Genomic DNA, 21,438 nt, shown 5'->3' with positions numbered 1-21,438 from the left:
TTTACTGGAATGAAGCTACTCGTAACACTCCTTTTTGCTACTCTGATGGCCCCCTCGATCATACAGGCTCAAGGCCTTGTGAGTGGGTGGATGCTGGGTAAGGGTCGCACCGCTGCTGCGATCTCCGGTTTCACAGAAGCGTATGAAAAGTATTACGTGGGTCAACAGCAGACCTATAACCCGCAGCTCGGCACGATCACCACAAGTGGTGTGTCTCTGTATGTAGGTGCGGGGATCACGGACTGGCTGGATATCGTGGCCAATGTGCCGTACGTGATATCTTCCTCTAGTGCCGGATTCTGGGAGACCATCAATGGCGTCCAGGACCTGCAGGCAGGGGTGAAGGTTCGCCCCCTATCATTGAACGTTGAATCGAATCGATTGGATGTGATCCTTGGTGGCGTGTTCTTTACACCACTCAGTGATTATGTGCCGGATGCACCGGTCACGATCGGACACCAAGCAACAGGTGTTGAAGGTCGCATCGTTACGCAGTACACCACCAATACCGGCCTCTTCTTCATGGCCGGCATCGGATATTCTGCGCGAGGCACCGTGATGATCGACCGCGGTTTTGAAGTGGACGTCCCTGATGCGATCGATGCTGTTGGCCGTGTTGGTTACGGTACCTCTGATTGGTACGGCGATGTGTGGCTGCAAAACGTAGTGCCACAATCGGGAACCAATATCGGACCAGGCGTCCCATTCCCATCGAATGCCCAAGCATATACACGCGTCGGCACAACCCTGGCCTATCGTGTCATCAGCGCAGTGAGTTTGATAGGGGGCGTCTCCGGCACAATGACTGGACGGAATGTGGGCCATTCAACACGATTCACGTTCGGCGTAGCGTATGACCTGCCGATCTGGGATGGAGTATCACTATGAACCTTATGACATCTACACGTTGGATAGGCCTTGCAATATTGATCACGCTGATCATGGTTGGCTGTGACAATCCGATCGAATCGCCTGTTGTTGCTGAACTCACGCCTACGTCGAATGACAGCGCGGCCATTAACTGGACGCCGATCCTTGTAACCGATGTTCCTACAACGGTGATCCCCGCCGCTCCCGCTGATGATGAAGGACTTGATGCCGTACGTGCTGCCGTTGCCGGACGTACAGATGCGCAGCGCAGTTCAATTCGCAGGTGGAATCAAGGACCGGTACAGGAGTGGAGCGCCATTGCACGCAAGATCGTTGCCAAGTACAACATCACGCCGGCAGCAGAGCGCAATCCGGATGGTACGTTTACAGGTCGGTTCCTGCCAGATCCTGCAAAGCCCCTTGCCAGCCCTCCGTTCGCTTCACGCATGTTCTCACTCATTGAAGTTGGAACGTATGACGGATTGATCCATGCATGGCGTTCGAAGTACACGGTCAAACGTCCGGCACCGTACGTTGTTGATCCCTCGATCTCTACGCTTGCCCCCGAGACAGGACTTCCTTCCTATCCGAATGAAGATGCCATCATCGCCCGTGTTGCCGTTGAGATGATCGTACTGATGTTTCCGGGCGAACGTGCGAATATGGAAGCGTTGTATTCCGACGCAACACAATCACGTGTGTGGGCCGGTGTTGCACGTCCGAGCGATGTTGCCGCGGGGGATTCACTTGCACGGTTCATCGTGACCAAGCTCAAAGAACGTGCTGCCAACGACAAGTGGTCGGGCGCAGACAACCAGCCCGCATGGAAGGCCAAGGAAGCCACACTCGTTACCACGTGGCCAAAATGGAAGAGTGCCGAGACACCTGCACGTCCGCCACTACATCCCTTCGGAGGAGATGTAACACCATGGAACATTCCGAGCGCCGCTGCGATGGATCCGGGCCCGCCCCCTTCAGAGACGGATGCAAGGTTCCAAACGGACATGAATGAGATGCGAGATCTGGCCAAGAACCGTACACGTGAACAAGCTCGTATTGCAACGTATTGGGAAGCAGGGGCGGAACAGACGGTCCTCCTGGCATGTGGATGAAGATGGCAGAGGACAGAACGCGCGCTGCAAACATGAGTGCTGTGCGTTCAGCGCGTGTCCTTTCATACGTTGCATGTGCCTTGCATGATGCTGCAGTTGCGTGTTGGTACACGAAGTACAAGTACTTCACGGCACGTCCATGTACGATCGACAAAGAAGTGGCAATGAGTGCCGGACTTCCGAATTTCCCCGGCTATACAAGTGGACACAGCACCTTTAGCGGTGCCGCGGCCGAAGTACTGTCGTACTTCTTCCCAGCCTCAGAGAATGAGTTCCGGTCCATGGCATCGGAAGCCGCAGACAGCCGGATCTACTCTCGCATCCATGTGCGCATCGATTGTGAAGTTGGGCTTACGCAGGGCTATAACGTAGGGAAGGCGTCGGCTGAAAAGGCCCGCGTTGATGCTGCAGAATAACCCGCTGTTTCACGTCAACGGAACGACGTAGTTTTGTGGTCTTCATCGAACACGAGGCTACACTCATGACCATCTCAGATCTTCGCGCTGCTCACCACGCAACACTCGTCAACGCCATGAAGGCCAATGTGGAACGTACGTTCCACGCCCATTGGCCAGAAGCGCCGAGTGGTAAGATCTATGGTGAAACAGCGAACGATGATGGGTTGGCAGCTTTCCAGGGTCAGCTCAATAACCGATTCGACAGGCTCCCCGCTGAGCAGTCGTGGATCGGCGAAGAGTCATCTCCGTACGGATTCTCACTCGGTATCACCTATCCCCAGATCGCCCTTGACGATCTGATCAGTCGTGCATCTGCTGCACAAACGGCATGGCAGTCCCTCACTCCTGAGGATCGTGCTTCCATTCTTGTTGAAGCACTTGAACGTGGAGCAAAGCGATTTTTTGAGATCGGCTATGCTACGCAGCACACAACCGGTCAAGGCTTTGTGATGGGTTTCCAAGCCTCGGGCCCGCATGCCTTCGATCGCGCCCTCGAATCAACGGCAATGGCGCTTGCAGCTCAGTCTGCGTTCGCTTCCAATGTGCTATGGACAAAGCCGATGGGGAAGATCAGCGTCTCGATCGACAAATCATATCGCATGGTTCCCAAGGGCATCAACCTCGTGATCGGCTGCTCTACATTCCCGGTGTGGAACACCGTGCCCGGAATGTTTGCCGGTCTTGCAACCGGGAATAGTGTGATCGTAAAGCCCCATCCCGGAGCCGTCTATCCTATCGCCATTGTCATCGCCGATCTCAGAGCGGTTATTACGGAGATCGGATTAGATGCGAACATCATTCAGCTTGCCGTTGATACGTCTGAAAAGCCCCTTACCCTAGAGCTTGTGAAACATCCGGCCGTGCGAGTGATCGACTACACAGGCGGACCTCATTTTGGCGCAGTTGTTGAGAAAGAGGCTGCATCACACGGCAAGACCACGTTCATGGAAAAGGCCGGTGTGAACTGTGTGATCCTCGACTCCACAGATAACCTCGACGCGGCACTGGAGAATCTTGCATTCTCTCTCACACTCTATTCTGGTCAGATGTGTACTGCACCGCAGAACATCTTCATCGCCAAGGACGGTATGATGGTTGCCGGTACCCAAGTGAGTGTTGATGACGTCGCTGCCAAACTCCGAGAGAAGATCGATGCAGTCGTCTTCAATGAACGCTCCGGTGCAACAACTCTTGGTGCCATTCAAAATCCGGCAACATCGCAGCGGATCGAGGATGTACGCTCACTCGGACTGGCCGTGATCAGAGACAGCGCACGTGTTGACCAACCCGGATTCGAAGGGGCTCGTACCGTTTCTCCGATCGTCCTTCAAACAGATACGAAGCGTGCAGACATCTACACCAAGGAATGGTTCGGTCCCGTATCCTTCCTTGTTGTGACCGACTCCTTCGAAGCCTCTGTTGCAGAGGTCGTAAAGAGTGTTCGTGAGCAAGGGGCTCTTAGTGCCCTTGTCTACACCACCAACAACGAACGTATGACTGCATCAGAGGACGCCATCGTCAACGCCGGCGCTCCCGTTGCCTTCAACTTCAACAGCTTCGTCTGGGTGAACCAGTCGGCAGCATTCAGCGACTTCCATGGCACCGGCGCAAACCCTGCCGGCAACGCCACGTTCGCCGATTGGTCGTTCGTGACGAACAGGTATAACGTGATCGGGGTAAGGAAGCAGGCGTAAGAGGCAGGGCGAAGGGGCGAAGAGGCGAAGAGGCAGGGCGAAGAGGCGAAAGGGCGAAGGGGCGAAGAGGCGAAGAGGCGTGTGTCACCCCGAGCGTAGTCGAGGGGCGTTACCTCTTTCTGAAGCGCCATGCGCGTCGCTTCTCCACGCGTTCGCGAAATGCCCCATTGTAGTCTGGGTCTTGCCTTAGGATCCAGGCGCAGAATTCAATGATCCCAATTGATATTCTGCTGAACAGAGCATTAAGCTCTTGAGCTTTTCCAGCTTCGATAATGTTCAGATCTACAGCAGAATTCAAACAATTCTTGCATTCTTGTGCGGAACCGTCGGCGTAGAACATGAGCATTAGGCGCTCGCCAGTAGCGCTTCGTCCATAGCCCTCCCGCAAAGTTGTTACCTACAGACAGCGCTGCTCGTAACAGTTGATCGGCGAGATTGAACTCACGACGTGCCTTCAAGGCAGTGCCCACTTCATCGCATAAGGCGAAAGCAGTTCGAATCAACTGGTATATCTCGATGTCATTTAGTGCCATACAGTCTACGTGCGTTACGTGCATGCAACCGTGACATTTATGGCGACATATATTGCATGACTCGTGGTTCTACCAACGCTGTTTTTGGATTCTTGCCATATGAAGCGTAAGTCATCACTAATAGGTGTTGCAACTGTGATCATGATGGCATGGCTGCCCTGCCAAGGTCAAGTGCATGATGATGTTCGATGGCTGCTCAGCTTTGGCATAGGAGCTACCTCCTCTCCCTATACAGGATACCAACCGATGCTGCCGAGTAGCGAACAAGCACCCGATGCCGAAGAGGCCAATAGGATCTTGTTCCCTATGATCAACTCATCGCTCGGCCTAACGATTCCAAGTGGATGGAGATTTGAGATAGCAGCGGCATACTGCGAGAGTGCCTATATCACAGAAGCACCTGGTTCTACCTTCGAACAACCTGCACAGGGTGGATCAGGAACTGACTACAATCAAATGCTGTATCACGCGACGCAGTCTTGGTCGAGTTTAACAGTTGGCATATACATTGGGTACGATCTTGGCGCACGGTGGATCGTAAATGTTGGGCTTGTTCAGGCATTCGCTCTTGAGAACCAATTCTCCTCTACTCTAACCTATTCACTGCCGACTACTATTGAGGGGCCTGGTCTTGTTGATCTCGATGGCGCGATCACAGTACCTCTTGGATCAACGTCCATTCCCTTGTATCAAGGCTCGTCGCGCTACATTCCTGAGACACGGCTCCAATTGGTAGTAGGGATGCGCAAGGTGATCCCAGTTGTCGAGCACCTCTCTGCTGAACCCTTCATTACAGCCAACTTTTGGCCGTCTGCAGATCACGGCAGCAACACATCGTCGCTCGCCTTCGGCATGAACCTTCTCTTCGAACTATAAGAAGCACGGAGCTCATAACGCCCCTTCGCCCCTTCGCCCCTTCGCCTCTTCGCCTCTTCGCCTCTTCGCCTCTTCGCCTCTTCGCCCCTTCGCCCTTTCGCCCCTTCGCCCCTTCGCCCCTTCGCCTCTTCGCCTCTTCGCCCCTTACAGCGAGCCCTCAAGGTCCTCCAACAGATCCTCTACATCCTCAATCCCACACGAAAGACGAATGAGACCATCGGTTACGCCGAGGCGTTCGCGTTGATCCTTGGGGATGGAGCCGTGCGTCATGCTCACGGGGTGGCAGACGAGGGACTCCACGCCGCCGAGGGATTCGGCGAGGGTGAAGAGTTTGAGCTTGTTGGTGACGGCGGTTGCGCGTTCCAGAGAGCCTAATTCAATGGAGATCATACCACCGAAGCCTGACATCTGTCGCTTGGCGATCTCGTGTTGTGGGTGCGATGGAAGGCCGGGATAGTGCGTGGCCTTGATCGATGGGTGTTGCTGACAGTACTCAGCGATACGTTGTGCATTTGCAGCGTGACGTTCCATACGAACAGCAAGAGTCTTTGAAGAGCGGAGAAGAAGCCAGCATTCAAAGGGTCCTGGGACCGCTCCTACGGCGTTCTGAAGGAACTTGAGCTGCTCGGCTATCTCTGCGTCGTTTGTCGTGACAATGCCGCTCACAAGGTCGCTGTGGCCACCAAGGTACTTCGTAGCGGAGTGTACCACGATGTGTGCACCAAGTTCAAGCGGACGTTGGAAGAAGGGAGAGGCGAAGGTGTTGTCAACCACCATATAGGCATTGTTCGCGCGGGCGATCTCTGCCACAGCCGCCAGATCCGTGATGGTCATCATCGGATTTGTTGGTGTTTCTGTGTAGATCATCCGTGTGTTTGGTAGAAGCGCAGCTTCTACGTTCTTCACATCTCGCATGTCAACGTAGCTGAACGTAATGCCGAAGCGTGTGAGGACCTTGCTCGTAAGACGGAACGTCCCGCCGTACATGTCTTCGGCCATCACTACGTGGTCGCCGGCTGAAAGAAGTCGCATGATCGTATCAACCGCGGCTGAGCCGCTACCAAAGGCATAGGCGTGGGTGCCCCCTTCCATCGCTGCGAGATTGGCCTCCCATGCGAATCGTGTAGGGTTCTGCGTACGTGCGTATTCGAAGCCCTTGTGCTTGCCGATCTCTTCTTGGGCGTAGGTGGACGTTTGGTAGAGGGGAACCGTAACTGCGCCAGTGAGGGCTTCCGGCTCTTGACCGATGTGGATGGCCTTGGTCGAGAACTTCATCATTACACCTATTGAGAAAGAGAAAAGCCGCCGAAGGGGCGGCTCGTTGGAGTCAATGGAAACTTCGTCTGGCGATCAGCGACTGAAGAAGAACTTCTCAGCCTTCCGGAAATCACTGCCTTGCATGATGCAGATATAGACGCCTTCCGGCAGATCCGGAATTGGCTGGGTGTAATCGTGCTGTCCGCGGGAGGCATAGCCCTTGTACACGTCCATCACCTTCTTACCCAGCATGTTATAGATGCCGATATCGACAGAGCCTTGATCCTCGGCCAGTTCCACCCGAGTTGTGAAAACATCGGAGGCGGCACGGGCAAAGATGAACTTGTTGTCCTTGCGTGATGTATCGGCTCCAACATTCAGCTTGGATGTCTGCTTTGTGGTTGAACCAGGCGTGCGCTGATTACCCAGTGCCCTGATCGTTGTGCTTACAGCACCGTTGATCGGACTTGCATAGGTAGCTGCCGCTTTTGCAGACCGTTCCTTTGCCGTGACCGTCTTGGCGGATGCGGCTTTTTTTGCCTTATCCGCTAGGGCAGGGGCATAACCCAACGTGAGGAACATCGCACTGATGGCGATTCCCACAAGTAGGGGGCGGATATGGTCGAAAAGACGGGTCATGCTTGTTTGGACGTACCTACGCAATGACACAAATGTAGGCAGGAAAGTTTCATGCACCAACAACTATGCCAAAACGAAGAACGGCAGCCCCTTTGGAAGAGGCTGCCGTTGCGAGAAAGCAGGAAGAACGGGCAGGTCAGTCGACGATGAGGACCTGCTGGGTTGACGAATAGGCGGCCGTGCGTATCCGGAGGAAGTACGCACCCGATGCCAGACCTTGAGTAGAGAAGGTCATCTCGTATTCGCCGTCCTGAAGACGGGTGTTCACGAAGGTCTTTACCACAGAACCTTGGGCATTAACCAGGTCGAGGGTGGTTTCCGACGTGATGCCGACGCCGAAGTTCACGCGAGCCATTCCCGAACTGACCGGATTCGGAGAAACCGGGGCGAGGTTGGCTTGTGTGCCGCTGATCGATACAACACGACGGGTGAGGGCGCAGTTGAAGATCGCTGTGGAATCGCCTGTTGCCGATGGAACAAGGCAAGGACGGGCGAGCGTCAGGATAAGATCCTGAGGGCTCGAGAACTTGTCGGCCAACAGAAGTGTGGACTTGAACGTGAACAGCGTTCCGTCGGACGAAATCCTAGCCGGACCCGTACCTGAGAATCGCATTTGCGACTGCGTCGGATTCAGAACCGTGATGATCGGATCGTTGATCGTCCAGTTGGCAATAGAGGCTGCCTTTACGATAGAACCAGGAGTGTACTCAAGATTCTTCGTGTCGTAGACTACGTCTGCAGTGAACGATGTTACGTCGCCATTTGCCCAACGTGCGCTTGTTCCGCTCACGTTGAACGTGACAACAGCCCCTGGCTCCTTGGTAGCACCGGCTGCGATGTCATTCGTGAGATCGAAGCGCACAGGGACCACGTAGCCAATACCGGAGATGTTCGCTGTTACCGTCTTCAATGGTGCTGCGTTGCCCTGACCATATCCTGTGATGTCGTATTGAACCGAGTATGGTCTGTCAGCCCATGGAGCAGCACTTGGCTCTGTTGGGGTGAATTGGACCTCTACCGTGTAGGTACGACCAGCAAGGATCGTCAATGGCAACGATGTAGGTGTGCCTGTTTCATCAAGAATTCGAACGATCGCAAATGCTGCGGTGTCTGCACCAGCTTCGACGATCTCTCTTACTTCAAGTGGCTTGTTCGAGCCGCTCGGATTCATGATTGGGAAGGTCGCGATCGGGTTGTCACAGTTCGCGAGCTGACGGCCGAAATCGCGATCTCCGGTGGAGATGTCCGGCTCAGAGCACGAAGAAACAGTAACAGTTTCTTCATGGGGCTGATTGGGCGTCAGATTCACAGAGTCGATACCATTGCCTGGCGTAGCATCATGCGTTACGACCAACGTTCCAACAGATCCACCGAGGAAGAGATTTGGACGGAGGTACTCAACGGTGATGACCTGCGTACCACCATTCGGCGCAACCACGAATGGTGTAGCCGGAGGTGTTACGATGCTATAACCAGGTGCGACCGGGGCCTTGAGCGCGAGAGCACTCACGGTAAGCGGCATCGATCCGGAGTTCGTGATCGTGATCGTGCGTTGAACAGGAGTTCCTTCCGGGGTCTCGATACATGTAAGCGTGACAGGATCTGTATCGATCTTTGGAATGATGCCAACACCTTCAAGATCGGCAAACACAGGTGCAACGGAACCTTCCCACACAGGCTTGATCTCTCCAAGGTATGCCTGCTCTGCTGCAGGACGGAAGAGCACGACTACGTCAACCGAACCTGTTGTGCCACTGAGATCGACCGTCGTAAATGGAGCGCCATTATACAACACCGCAGAGATCTTGAATATGTAGTTGGCGTCATTGGTTCCGGGTGGGTAATACTTTGTGCCATCCGTAAACGTTACGTCGCGAAGCTTTAGCACTTCATTGCCTGTGTTGAGGACACTACATGTCCACTGGTGCACCGAGTTGATACGGCGTTCATACCAATTCTTTCCCGTGATCATTGGGCCAGGGGATTGGGTACGACCTCTCCATGTTGAGATTGAGTCCGGACCTTCGCCGTTGTTGCTGAACGTTACGTCAATAGAATCAACAGTGATGCTTGAGCTCTTATAGCAGATCTTCTCAAGATTTACCCAATTCACCGGTGATCCCTTTGGTGGGATGCTGAAGGGGAAGGCTGGTATTGTGGGATTAGATACGGTGAAGTTCGTACCTGCAAAGCCACTCATACCCGTAATCACAAGGGTATCAGACCCTGTATTCGTGATCTTCAGGCCACCACCCTTACATATTTCTTGGTCGATCGATACAGTTCCAGCATTAAAGTCTTCAACTGTGATACGTGGAACCGCTGCAACACCAGTGAGCGGGTGCTCGAATATGCCGCATGTCGTGCGAATCTCCAGCGTGTCCTTATCCCAATCAGTGCGGACATCCTTCGTTTCGCGCGTTCCATTGTACGTGATCTGAATCGTTCGTGATCCCTTTGCTGGTATGATTACTTCCGGTGGAATTCCACCATTTGAGATCGTGAAGTACGTACCAAGCATGATCTTCGACTCTGTGAGGTTTACGTCAGCATCAGAATTATTCGTGATCGTGATATCAAGAGACTTACTGGTTCCGAGCCTGATCTTTCCAAAGTCCAAAGGATTTGGTGTGAATGAAAGTCGGTCGGCAAAGTACCAGCAGGTATCCAGCGTCATGTTGTCGTAGAAGTCACGCACGAAGTAGATGCAAAAAGCATCCTTGCTCTTATCGATCACCTTCCATTGATACTTGAAACGCTTGTACGATGGGTCGCCAGGGAAGGTTTGTGCGGTTTCAAGAACGAGCTCGTAGTTGTAACTGTTTGAGCCCGGTACAGTGTCAATCATCGCGATCCCGGTCTCGATCTGATCCGTGTCTTTGATAACCGCCGCAGGTGGATCCGGAATGTTCCGAAGCTCTGTTGCTTCGAATGTGTAGTCTCCGCAGATAGAATCACCCTTGATAAGGGGAGGCATGGTGTCCACAAAACCCGTTGGGCGGAAACCGGCAGCAGCCGGCCAACCGTAGGCATCGAACTGACCGTATCCGTAGATGTATCCGCCAAAGCTCACCTCGCCGTTACCGCTGATGCGGTGTGCTGCGGCACTTGGTCCAAAGTCCAACGAGGCCCAGTGAAGTCCGTTCGGCATCTTCGTTGAAAGAAGTTTTGGAGCAACGGCAGCCGGGTGCTGATACACGGGTATGCCGTCGATCTCTAACGATTTCAGGTTTTCAATGTAGTTCGGGGATGCCGTATCTGTCTTCACGATCAGATTGAGACGGTGCTTGCCCCATTTCGCCGAGGTTGGGAATTGGAAGATCGTGCTCGTAATGAACTGTTCTTCGGGTGTTACGTTGATCATGAACGGGTCAAGGATCGGATCGCCGTCCCATGTAGACGAACATGAATATTGCATCACGAAGATCGGCTTGTCTGCCGTCCAAACAGAATATCCTTGCGTGATGTTGGTAGGTGCGCCGGCCTGTGATAGGTCTGCAAACTCTCCGGCCTTGCCAAGTACGCCGCCACCCTGGCCCATGACACTGCCCGTAGCCTTGTTGTAGTACTTCAGTGACCACTTTGTGCCGGCCTCTTTTGCTACAACACGGAAGACATCACCAACGCCCTGACCGTTCAGGTGCTCACGGTTGTACTCAACGGTAACGTATTTCTTGCCCCACGCCGTTACGGGAGGCGTCATTTCCACCAAGTGATTTCTTCCATTGCCGTTCACGAGGAGGTTTGGCATCGTTGAACGTTCGTGGAACGAGATGAGGCCGATCGGCTTGTCCGCAGTGATCAAGGACCCCGTAAGGTCGAAGACGCCACGCGTAGTGGCATCGCCTTTGACCATGTACACATCGCCATCGTTAAGAGTTACTTGGAAGGTGGGGTCTCCGATCCGCTTGCCACCAGCCGTGCGAGCATCTAGCTCACCCGTGCCACGCAATTTGATGTCAACTACAGTTCCCTGCTCAGTACCGATGACAACGAAACCGCCGCCCCAGGGGCGCGCTTCTTTGAAATCGTAGTATGAAGTTGCGATGTACTCACGTCCAAATCCACTGACAGGGATGGCGAGATATCCATCGGATGTTGTCGTCTTGGAGTTGATCACGTATACCGAGATCGGCTTTTTCGACGTGATGCGAACACCTTTACGGACGACCTGCTCCGGCTCACGGATCTCCCACGTCCAGTTCGTTTCGCCGCGTTTGTCAGAGAGCGTACGGATCTCCATCGCCTTCACTTGACGCTTGTAGGTCTTGTCACCTGAGGCATCAAAGACCGTGATCTCCGTATCGAACGCCGATGCAACGAAGACTTCGAGCTCATTCGTTGGGAACGGATTCACCTCGTTTGGTGGAACCGCGATCCAGAAGTCAGTGCCCAGGGCTCCTGTTGAATTCAACATTTGCTCGGCCGAGGGGATCTTCCGTTGTGCGTTCGCTGAGAAAGCGGTCACAACAAGAAATGCAATGACGAAGAGCGTCCGCGATGTGTATCGCATGATCATGAAAACCTCCAAACAACAGAATATCTACTCAGCGAAGTACCGTGAAATTCATACGCCCGGTACATCAGCACTATGATAAACAAAAAGTTGACCATTGCGTTACCGAATGGTCAGGGCTTTTTGGGGTTAGAGCCAACTTTACCTGAAAACCGTGAGGACGGCGGATTTTGTTCCGCGGTGACCCGTTACGGTCACGATGTATCTCCCGGCAACAAGGTCGGACACACTTAGTTTGGATAACCCATCAGTTGGAGATTCGTCACACTTCAGTGATCGTCCCTGCATATCTGTGATGCAGACCATGGACGGAGCGTCGCCAGCTGGCCATGAAATGTAGGCCAAGTCTGTTGTAGGATTGGGGGTTACGGTGATGTCGGCGGACAGACTTCCCTCGGAGACACTGGTCGTTGTGCGGTAGGTCACGGAGTCAACGACCCTGTTATCGGCCCAATCCTGGGCGAAATACACGCACCGAGCATCCTTCGTTGGGTCTATGACCTCCCATTTATACTGGGCTGATGTGAGTCGGTAATAGCGGTGCATCGTCTTCGGGTCCGGTCCAACAAGGCGGAAATTGAAACTCCCGGCACCCGCTACGGTATCGATCACGGCAAGCCCCTTCTCGATCTGTGAAGTACCACCAGATGTAGATCCACCGTTTCTGAGCTCGGTTACGGCAAAGGAGTACGACGTGGGCAATTCTGTACCCCGACTGATGATAGGGGGCATTGTATCGATCGAGCCCATCTCCTTGGTGCTACCTCCAAGAGGCCAGCCATACGCATCGAACTGGCCGTATCCGTAGATGTATCCGCCAAAGGTAACGTTGCCGTTGCCTGAGATGGTGTGTGCGGCGGCTGACGGTCCAAAGTCGACCGATGCCCAGTGGTAACCGTCTCCTATGGTGTTCTGGATGATCCGCGACGCCAATGGGTCCGGATATTGATGCACCGGGATGCCGTCGATCTGAAGTGACTTGAGGTCATCGAGATAGGTTGGCGAGCTTGTGTCGACCTTTGCGATCACATTGAGCCGATGTTTTCCCCATTTCGCGGATGTTGGGAACTCGAAGAAGGTGCCGGTAACGAATTGATCTACTGGCGTGAGCCGGATCATGAAGGGATCGAGAATAGGATCACCATCCCACGATGACGAACAGGAGTATTGCATCACCTGAATGGGCTTGTCGGCACTCCACACGGAATACCCGTTCGGGAGGTGACGTGGGGCACCTTCCTGCGACAGATCGGCGAAGTCTCCGGCACGAGCAAGTACACCCCCGCCTATGCCAATGACTTCCTTCGTTGTTAGGTCGCAATATTTGAACGACCACCTTGTGTTGGGTTCTCTCGCGATTACACGAAACACATCGCCTCTTCCCTGACCGTTCAGATGTTCTCGATTGAATTCGATCGTTGAATACTTTTTGCCCCATGAAGACGTTGGATACATCATTTCAACAAGGTGGTTACGGCCATTCCCGTTGACCAGGAGATTGGGCATCGTTGTTCGTTCATGGAAGCTCAATAGACCAATCGGCTTATCTGCGGTGATGGCACTCCCTGTGAGGTCAAACACGCCACGTGTTGTTGCGTCGCCCTTTACCATGTACACTTCACCTGCGTTGAGAACTACATCAAACGATGGGCTTCCAATCGAACGCCCGCCTGCAGTTTTGGCATCAAGTTCCCCCGTACCACGAAGTGCAATCGTTACCACTGTATTGTCTTCCGCTGCAAGGACCACAAAGCCCCCTGCCCATGCACGCGCCTCTCTGAAGTCGTAGTAGCTGCAATGGAGGTAGGATGTGTTCCATGCAGAGACAGGTACGGCCAGGTACCCGTCGGAAGTGGTTGTCTTGGAGTTTATGACATAGACGCAGATCGGTTCCTTCGACGTGATGCGAACGCCTTTTCGGACGGGTTGCTCGTACTCGCGGATCTCCCACGTCCAATTCGTTTCGCCACGACTGTCAGACAGCGTGCGGATCTCATTCGCCTTTACTTGACGCTTGTAGTACTTATCGCCTGAGGCATCAAAGACGGTGATCTCGGTATCGAACGCCGACGCAACATAAACCTCGAGCTCATTCGTCGGGAACGGATTTACCTCGTTCGGTGGGATCGCGATCCAGAAATCCTTACCCAGCGTAGTGTTGACGCTGAGGAGTGCCTTGGCAACCTCGGGCGGAACCTGAGCTAGACAGAGTTGCGGAAGAAAAACAACTACAAGTAAAAGCGTGAGTATGCGAGCCAACATGGAAACCCCTCGATCAATGTGGTGAACTGCGTTATAGACTTAACAATTTTGATTCCGTTTCATTGAATGATGAGTTGTTGTGTGGCAGTCTCATTCCGCCCCTTCAACACCACCGTGTATAGACCCTTGAGAAGAGAGATCGTGCTGATCGCTGTTTCTGTTGATCCAAGTGCAATTGCTTGCGATATCAAAAGTTTGCCGTTGAGGTCGATCACTTCAAGCGTGCTCGGTTGGAGATCCTCTGTCCATGCCAGACGGCATTGGTCCGAAGCGGGGTTGGGAGCTACTGTAAGCATGTCGCTGCCAGACGTACCCTCGGTGACGGAAGTAGAAAGATCGAATCGCAAAGTGTCATGAGTTGAGTTTCCGGCTCTGTCTGTTGATGTCACAATACCAGATCCGGCTACGGTCGTGTCGATCACATCAACCACAAATGTTGCGCGTGTAATCAACGAGTCGGGTGGAAACGTAGAGCCAGACGTAATGCTAAATCTCAAGTTGATCGCGTCATCTTCGAGTCTGATTCCTGCTAATCCTGATTCGCGTTGTTGTCCGGATTCGGGACAACTTGCTGGAAGTTGTGGGCGGTTGCGTTGTTCGGTTGCCGTAAAGCTCCAACGAGTGTCACTTCGAGACGTGATGAATGTGTCTGGTGGCAGGGTGTCAGCAAACACAGGTGCCTGATAGATCAGTGTGTCATATACTTTGTTGTTTGCGAAGTCGCGAACAAAGTACTCTACTCTGGCCGCTTTGAGTTTGTCTACGACAGACCATTGGAATTGGAACCTCCTGTACGACGAGTCATTGGGAAAAGACTTGTTTGTGAGAAGGGTCAGCTTATAGTTGTAGTTGCTTATCGTCGGGCCTTTTACTGTGTCTATCATCGCAATACCGGACTCAACCTGATTCGTGTCATTTGTTATTGCAATAGGCAGATCAGGAATGTTGCGCAGCTCGGTTGCTTCCAACGTCAAGATCCCACACGTGTCCTTGATTCGAACGATGAGTGGTGGAAGCGTGTCAATGGTAACAGGAGGTTCTGCGGCTGCGCCTATGTTCCATCCATACGCATCAAACTGACCACGCCCAAACACATATCCACCTACAAGGACAGAATCGTTAGATGCGACGACGTGACGAATTGGGGCATTCGATAACCCTATCCTACACCAATACAGGCCATTGGGCATTCTTGTGGTAAGGAGCTTTGGTGTGGTTGCGTTGGCATGGGTCGATATGGCGACTCCGTCAATTGTCAGCGACCTCAAGGCTGCCAACGTATCCTGCACTCCAGGTTTGATCTTCACGACCAACGAGACAGTTGATTTATCGAATTGTAGTGCCGAGCAAACGTTGAATGCGAGGTTGTCAGAAAAGGCTGAAACGGGTTGCACGGCGAACATAAAGGGATCAAGTGTTATATCACCATCAAACGAACTTGAACACGAGTATTGCATGATGAACGCGGGTTTTGTGGTCTCCCATATTGCGAAGCCATTGGTGATCTGCGTTGGCGCTGATACGTTCCCGAGATCTGAAACGTCACCTGCCTTCTCAAGAGTGCCTCCGGCTTGACCTAGAAGCTGCCCAGTAACCTCATCGTAGTACTTCAACGTCCACTGTGTATTGGCCTCACTTGCAACAACTCGAAAAACGTCACCCGTACCCGTGCCATTCAGTGATTCTCTCGGTAACTCTAAAGAGACAAATGAGGTGCCCCATTTCGATGTAGGTGCGAGCATTTCAACTAGGTGATTGCGACCATTCCCGTTCACCAACAGGTTGGGCATCGTTGTCCGTTCGTGGAAAGAGATCACGCCAACAGGTTTGTCGGATGAGATCTTTGTGCCCGTGAGATCAAAAACGCCCCGTGTTGTACCGTCGCCTTTCACCATGTACACATCACCGGGATTCAACGTAACGGTAATGGGTTTCGGAGTATTGATAGTATTGCCACCTGCCGTTTTTGCCAGGTCCTTCCCGGTGCCTCTAAGGAGAATATTCAGAGTGGTGTTGCTGTTCTTGGCTACAACCACAAAGCCCCCTGCCCAAGCTCGGGATTCTTTGAAATCGTAGTAGCCCACGTGTAGGTATTCTCTTCCCCATGCAGATGTCGGGATAGCCATGTATCCATCACTCGTCGTAGTCTTTGAATTCATAACAAAGACCGATATCGGCTTTGCCGACCGCAGGGCTATGCCGCCACCCACAACCACTTCACTGTTTCGCAGTTCCCATGTCCAGTTCGTTTCTCCTCTCTTGTCACTTAACTCTCGTACTTCACCCTTCTTAACGCTCCGTTTGTACGTTTTCCCCGATGTATAGTCGCTTACCACAACCTCTGTATCATAGGCAGACGACAGAAAAATTGACAAGAACTGAACTGAGAATGGAAGGATCTCATTCGGGGGGATCGCTATGAAAAACTCAGTGCCTTCGGCAATGTTCTCGGCAGCCAGAGCCTGTTCAACAGGTTTGGGGATCTGAGCCGTTGCTGTACGTGCACATGCGATAGACACGAGCAAGAGTATCAATAGATGTTTCATTTCAAGTACCCCTCTTTCGGCGACGATGATCACTTAGAAGATGTGATCGTATTGGTTCGTTGTGTTATTGAACAAGAAAGCGTCGGGTAACCCATTCGTGATCGCAGCGCAGCCGTGCGTTATACAGGCCTCGTGGTAAGGGGCTTATGTTGACACTTACCTGAAGATCGTTGATGGAATGCCACCCCTCGTCTGGAAAGCGACCTATTTGACAATTACCGTGGACACCCTATATCGTTGATCGTCCATGATAGCTATGAGGTAGGTTCCCGGAAGAACGTTGCGGACATCAATCGTTGCACGATCTGTCTCTCGCAGAAATTCTCCCGTTAATACAAGCCTACCGAGGAGATCATATAGCACATAGTATGCCGAATTAGTCGTAACAGGGAAGGTGAGGTTGAGATAGTCCTGGCAAGGGTTCGGAGAGGCTGTTATTCGATAGTGAGGAGATGCCCAGTGATCAATGTTGCTTACACCACTAAGAATGACGGTGTCGGACATGGCATTCCCGGCCCAATCAACAACCCGATACACAACGCGAGCGGCAATTGTTGAATCAATTGCAACCCAACGGTACCGAATCACAGAGTCAGGATCTTCCCGTTCGAAGCGTGTTTGGGTAAGCACGTCGAGTTTGATGTTGGAACTATCGCTGAACGTGTCCACTCGAATGGCTGCAATACCTGTCTCTATCTGAGGGTGAGGGTTGTCACAATCCACAATGGTGCGAGGCGGATCGTTGCGTGTTTCGTAGACAGTGCACTCAACGGAGGTTGACGTAGTCCTGTCCCGTTGGATAACTGGAGCAAGGGTATCCACAGCACGGGGAGCAACATATCGTACAGAATCGATCACAATGTTGTCTGCCCAATCCTGCGCGTAAAACACACAGAATGCATCACGTTGTTTGTTCACAACACGGAGGACTGCTTCAATAGAATTCCGTGCGGGCAATCGACCGATTGGTTCTGTACCAGCCCCTTCCAAGAAATAGTTGTATGAGGATGAGTCCGGGACGATGCCTACCACGGCAATGCCTGATGACGCTGATCCGAGATCAAGAGCCTCAATGGCACGATCACCACATTCTCCCGTGTCTATGACGAAGGTAGGGGGCGAAGCATCGTCAGTCATTCCGGGCTGGAACGATGCTGCAATGGGCCAACCATATGCTTCGTCTGCTGCGGATCCTACCAGATAGCCGCTTAGACGAACGCGGTCATTCGAACGTAGGACATGGCGTCCGTCCGGATCCGCAAGTCTGACAACGACGAAATGCAAGTTCTCTGTAACCCGACTGAACTTAAGCGCAGGGATGAGAGCATGGGGGTGATTCCATAGCGGAATTCCATCAAGCGTGATCGACTCGAGATCATCCTCGTACGAAAGGCTCGATGCATCGGCTTCAATGATCAGACTTGCGAGATGTTCTGTGAACCGGGCATTCCCTGAGCACACAAACTCTGACGAGTGAACCATGCGATCTGTTGGCGGAACAAGAACCATAAACGGGTCGAGGTTGCTGTTCCGGTCCCACGTCCACGAGCAGGCATATTGCATCAACAGCACTGGCTTCTCTGCCTCCCAAACCGAAAAGCCCTGAGTAAGCTGCGCCGGAGCTGAAACTTGCGAGATATCTGCAACGTCGCCAGCTTTAAGAAGAATACCGCCAGATTGGCCAAGGAGCTGTTTCGTTGCTCTGTGGTAGTAGCGTACCGACCACCGCGTGTTGGGTTCACTGGCAACAAGACGGAAAACATCTCCTGCTCCTGGCCCTTTAGAGTCCCTTCGTGTGAATTCGATGGCTGCATGGGTCTTTCCCCACGCTGAAACTGGCGGCAGCATTTCCACGAGATGTTGCCTCCCTCCAACTTCTGATAGGAGATTGGGCATGGTTGTTTTCATGTGAAAACCGAGTACCCCGATCGGACGATCCGAGCGGATCGACGAGCCCGTCAGGTCAAAGACCCCGCGCGTTTTGCCATCTCCGCGGACCATATAGACTTCTCCGGCCTCCAACGTCACGTCATATGGTATCCCCGTGTTGATTCTTCGTCCGCCAAACGTCTTCGCTTCAGACTCCCCATTGCCACGTAGCGTGATCGTTACGGTTGTCCGCTCGCGTGCGACAACCACAAAGCCCCCTGCCCACTCCGCAAACTCCTTGTAATCATAGTAGGCCGCAGCGATATAGTCCTTACCCCAGCACTGTGTTGGTATGGCTCGATAACCGTCATGCGTGTACTGCTTTGAGTTCAGCACAAAAACAGAGATCGGATATGAAGATCGTAGGCGAATGCCCTTTGCAGTGGGCTGCTCCGACTCCCTGATCTCCGATAGCCAGGATACATCTCCATTGGCGTTGGTCAGCCGTATCACGCCACTGTCTGCGATCTGTCGAACGAACGTTCTGCCGGTGCTAGCATCGTAGACCTCAACCATGGTGGCTTGCTGCGACGTGACGATCACCTCCAACAACTCCGTTGGATGAGCCTCTGTCTCGCTAGGGGGAACTGCTATCCAGAACTCGGTCCCGCTTGCCCCGTTGACTGACGTGAAAGGAGTAGGGGGCTCCTTCCCATAGAGATGAGGTGCGGCAAAAAGGACCGCAATTCGGAGGAGGCACCGTACTGATAGGTTTGCGAACGTAGTGGGCATCTCGAAATCTAGTGAAAAGCCACAATGCTGTAGAGGTGGCATTTCGTAGTTTTGCGGGCTGTTTCTCTCACGACTCCCCATTGCCAGCATGACCGTAGAAACCAAACGATCGCTTGACTTCAATGACGTGACGTTCTCGAACGAACGCCGTGCTCCGGAAGAACTTGCCCCGATCGCCGATGAGATCCGTCGAGACATCATTCGGATGCTTGTACGGGCAGGATCGGGTCATAGTGGCGGCCCATTGGGTTCTGCCGACATCTTTGCTGCGCTGTATTTCAGTGGCGTGATGCGCTATGACCCTAAGGATATGTCGGCCCCTCGCGACCGTTTCGTCCTGTCAGCCGGACACATGGCGCCCGTGATGTATGCCTCCCTGGCCAACGCGGGATGTTATCCGAAGCAGGAACAGGAAACCCTCCGCAAGTACGACACCCGTCTGCAAGGTCACCCCGGTCGAGATATGCATCTCCCGGGCGTCGAGACGTCCTCGGGGTCGCTCGGACAGGGTATCTCCATTGCCGTTGGCATGGCCATGGCTGACAAACTGGTCGACAAGAATGACCGACGTGTGTTCACGCTCACGGGCGACGGAGAGCTCCAAGAAGGTTCCGTGTGGGAGGCAGCTATGGCCGCTTCGCACTTCAAGCTGGATAACCTCTGCTGGCTGATCGACAACAATGACTGCCAGATCGACGGTCGGGTGCCGGACGTAATGAACGTGTATCCGATCGACAAGAAGTGCGAAGCCTTTGGCTTTGACACGATCGTCGTGAACGGTCACGACCACGCAGACCTCCAACGTGGCTTCGATCACTTCCTCGCAAACCAAAAGAACGGTACCGGAAAGCCAACGGCCATCATCTGCCAGACATTCATGGGTCACGGCGTTTCCTTCATGAACGACAAGTTCGAATGGCACGGCAAGCCCCCTACAAAAGATCAAGCGATTGCCGCACTTGCTGAACTGGCGTAACTCGTAACTCACAAAAGAATGACAATGGAACTTCTCGGATCAAAGCCCACGCGTTTCGGATTTGGTGACGGACTCGTTGAACTAGGCGAGCGCCACAGCAATATCATTGTGCTCGGTGGTGATATCACCGGGTCGGTAATGACGTCGCTGTTCAGAGACAAATTCCCGGATCGGTTCTTCTCGATCGGTATTGCCGAACAGAATGCAACAACGATCGCAACGGGTCTGGCGTTGAGTGGCAAGATCCCGTTCTTTGCTTCGTATGGGGCTTTTTGTGCCCTTCGTAATGCGGACCAGCTGCGCATTTCGGTTGCCTACAATGAGGCAAACGTGAAGATCGGCGGCGGACACTCTGGTATCAGCGTTGGTCCGGACGGAGCCACACACCAGGTGTTGGAAGAAGTTGCGTTCTTGCGCACCCTTCCGCATATGACGCTGATCGTCCCAGCGGACTACGAAGAAGCCAAGAAGGCAACAGTTGCCATGGGCGAGATGGTTGGCCCGGCCTACATTCGTTTTGGTCGTTCACCGGTGCCGCTCTTCACAACGCCGGACACTCCGTTCGTGCTTGGGAAGGCCAATGTTGTTCGTGAAGGTTCTGATGTAGCGATCATTGCGAACGGCGCCCTTGTCTGGGAAGCCCACCTTGCTGCAGAAGAACTGGCCAAGCGCGGTATCTCTGCTCGTATTGTGAATGTTCATACGGTGAAGCCATTCGACTTTGAAACCGTCACGGCAGCAGCCCGCGAATGTGGTTGCATTGTAACAGCAGAAGAACACCAGGTCCATGCCGGACTCGGCGGCGCTGTAGCTGAGTGTACTGCCAAGAACGCTCCTGTCCCGATCGAGTTCGTAGGCGTGAAGGATTCGTTCGGCGGATCCGGTGAGCCCGAAGAACTCATGGTCAAGTTCGGTCTTACATGGAGAGAGATCTACGCCTCTGCACTTGTTGCGATGGAACGTCGCGATAAGGGAAGCAGTGGAGTGCGCGCTATCAAAGACGTGCCCGTCTACACTGCCTGATCGAATCCCAGAGTT

Annotated in this window: 15 protein-coding genes; 7 read left to right on the top strand and 8 right to left on the bottom strand. The window is 53.2% G+C overall.

Annotated elements, in window-relative coordinates:
- Window positions 1–9: 9 nt before the first annotated feature.
- The 4 genes from IPI29_08790 (at window position 10) to paaN (ending at window position 4,134) form a co-directional block, all read left to right on the top strand.
- Window positions 10–888 (top strand): hypothetical protein, encoded by an 879-nt coding sequence (locus tag IPI29_08790; protein ID MBK7412635.1) that lies wholly within the window; start codon window positions 10–12, stop codon window positions 886–888.
- On the top strand, window positions 885–1,982 hold the full coding sequence (locus IPI29_08785) for a hypothetical protein (protein ID MBK7412634.1): 1,098 nt from the start codon (window positions 885–887) through the stop codon (window positions 1,980–1,982). The genes IPI29_08790 and IPI29_08785 overlap by 4 nt, the downstream gene beginning before the upstream one ends.
- Window positions 1,979–2,398, top strand: a complete 420-nt coding sequence (locus IPI29_08780) for a vanadium-dependent haloperoxidase (GenBank protein MBK7412633.1) — start codon at window positions 1,979–1,981, stop codon at window positions 2,396–2,398. Before IPI29_08785 ends, IPI29_08780 begins: the two co-directional genes overlap by 4 nt.
- A 65-nt stretch (window positions 2,399–2,463) precedes the next feature.
- Window positions 2,464–4,134, top strand: a complete 1,671-nt coding sequence (gene paaN, locus IPI29_08775; GenBank protein ID MBK7412632.1) for a phenylacetic acid degradation protein PaaN — start codon at window positions 2,464–2,466, stop codon at window positions 4,132–4,134.
- Window positions 4,135–4,243: 109 nt separating this feature from the next.
- Here the strand turns inward: paaN and IPI29_08770 are convergent, their stop codons facing one another.
- Both IPI29_08770 and IPI29_08765 read right to left on the bottom strand, forming a co-directional pair.
- Entirely contained in the window at window positions 4,244–4,480 is a 237-nt protein-coding gene (locus IPI29_08770; GenBank protein ID MBK7412631.1) for a hypothetical protein, read from the bottom strand.
- Window positions 4,377–4,667, bottom strand: coding sequence for a four helix bundle protein (locus IPI29_08765; GenBank protein ID MBK7412630.1), 291 nt, complete (start codon window positions 4,665–4,667; stop codon window positions 4,377–4,379). Before IPI29_08765 ends, IPI29_08770 begins: the two co-directional genes overlap by 104 nt.
- A 99-nt stretch (window positions 4,668–4,766) precedes the next feature.
- Between IPI29_08765 and IPI29_08760 the strand changes: the two genes are divergently transcribed.
- A complete protein-coding gene (locus IPI29_08760) occupies window positions 4,767–5,543 on the top strand; it encodes a hypothetical protein (GenBank protein ID MBK7412629.1) in 777 nt (258 codons plus the stop codon).
- Between the two features lie 144 nt (window positions 5,544–5,687).
- On the opposite strand, the gene IPI29_08755 is transcribed toward IPI29_08760, so the two are convergent.
- From IPI29_08755 to IPI29_08730, 6 genes are all read right to left on the bottom strand, one after another.
- Window positions 5,688–6,818 (bottom strand): cystathionine gamma-synthase, encoded by a 1,131-nt coding sequence (locus IPI29_08755; protein MBK7412628.1) that lies wholly within the window; start codon window positions 6,816–6,818, stop codon window positions 5,688–5,690.
- Window positions 6,819–6,893: 75 nt separating this feature from the next.
- On the bottom strand, window positions 6,894–7,439 hold the full coding sequence (locus IPI29_08750) for a T9SS type A sorting domain-containing protein (protein MBK7412627.1): 546 nt from the start codon (window positions 7,437–7,439) through the stop codon (window positions 6,894–6,896).
- A gap of 136 nt (window positions 7,440–7,575) precedes the next feature.
- Entirely contained in the window at window positions 7,576–11,958 is a 4,383-nt protein-coding gene (locus IPI29_08745; GenBank protein MBK7412626.1) for a choice-of-anchor D domain-containing protein, read from the bottom strand.
- Between the two features lie 138 nt (window positions 11,959–12,096).
- Complete coding sequence (locus IPI29_08740) at window positions 12,097–14,217, bottom strand: T9SS type A sorting domain-containing protein (GenBank protein MBK7412625.1); 2,121 nt, start codon at window positions 14,215–14,217, stop codon at window positions 12,097–12,099.
- 59 nt (window positions 14,218–14,276) lie between these two features.
- Entirely contained in the window at window positions 14,277–16,763 is a 2,487-nt protein-coding gene (locus tag IPI29_08735) for a T9SS type A sorting domain-containing protein (protein ID MBK7412624.1), read from the bottom strand.
- A 204-nt stretch (window positions 16,764–16,967) separates the two neighbouring features.
- Window positions 16,968–19,424: a T9SS type A sorting domain-containing protein gene (locus IPI29_08730; protein MBK7412623.1), complete on the bottom strand. Its 2,457-nt coding sequence runs from the start codon at window positions 19,422–19,424 to the stop codon at window positions 16,968–16,970.
- Window positions 19,425–19,512: 88 nt separating this feature from the next.
- Between IPI29_08730 and IPI29_08725 the strand changes: the two genes are divergently transcribed.
- Window positions 19,513–20,400 carry a transketolase gene (locus IPI29_08725; protein ID MBK7412622.1) on the top strand — a complete coding sequence of 296 codons (888 nt, stop codon included), beginning with the start codon at window positions 19,513–19,515 and terminating at the stop codon, window positions 20,398–20,400.
- Between the two features lie 18 nt (window positions 20,401–20,418).
- Complete coding sequence (locus IPI29_08720) at window positions 20,419–21,423, top strand: transketolase family protein (protein ID MBK7412621.1); 1,005 nt, start codon at window positions 20,419–20,421, stop codon at window positions 21,421–21,423.
- Window positions 21,424–21,438 lie beyond the last annotated feature (15 nt).

This window comes from Ignavibacteria bacterium, assembly GCA_016707005.1.
Lineage (GTDB): Bacteria > Bacteroidota > Ignavibacteria > Kapaibacteriales > Kapaibacteriaceae > UBA10438.
Note: the sequence above shows the minus strand (reverse complement) of the source record. Positions and strands in the feature narration are given on the sequence as shown.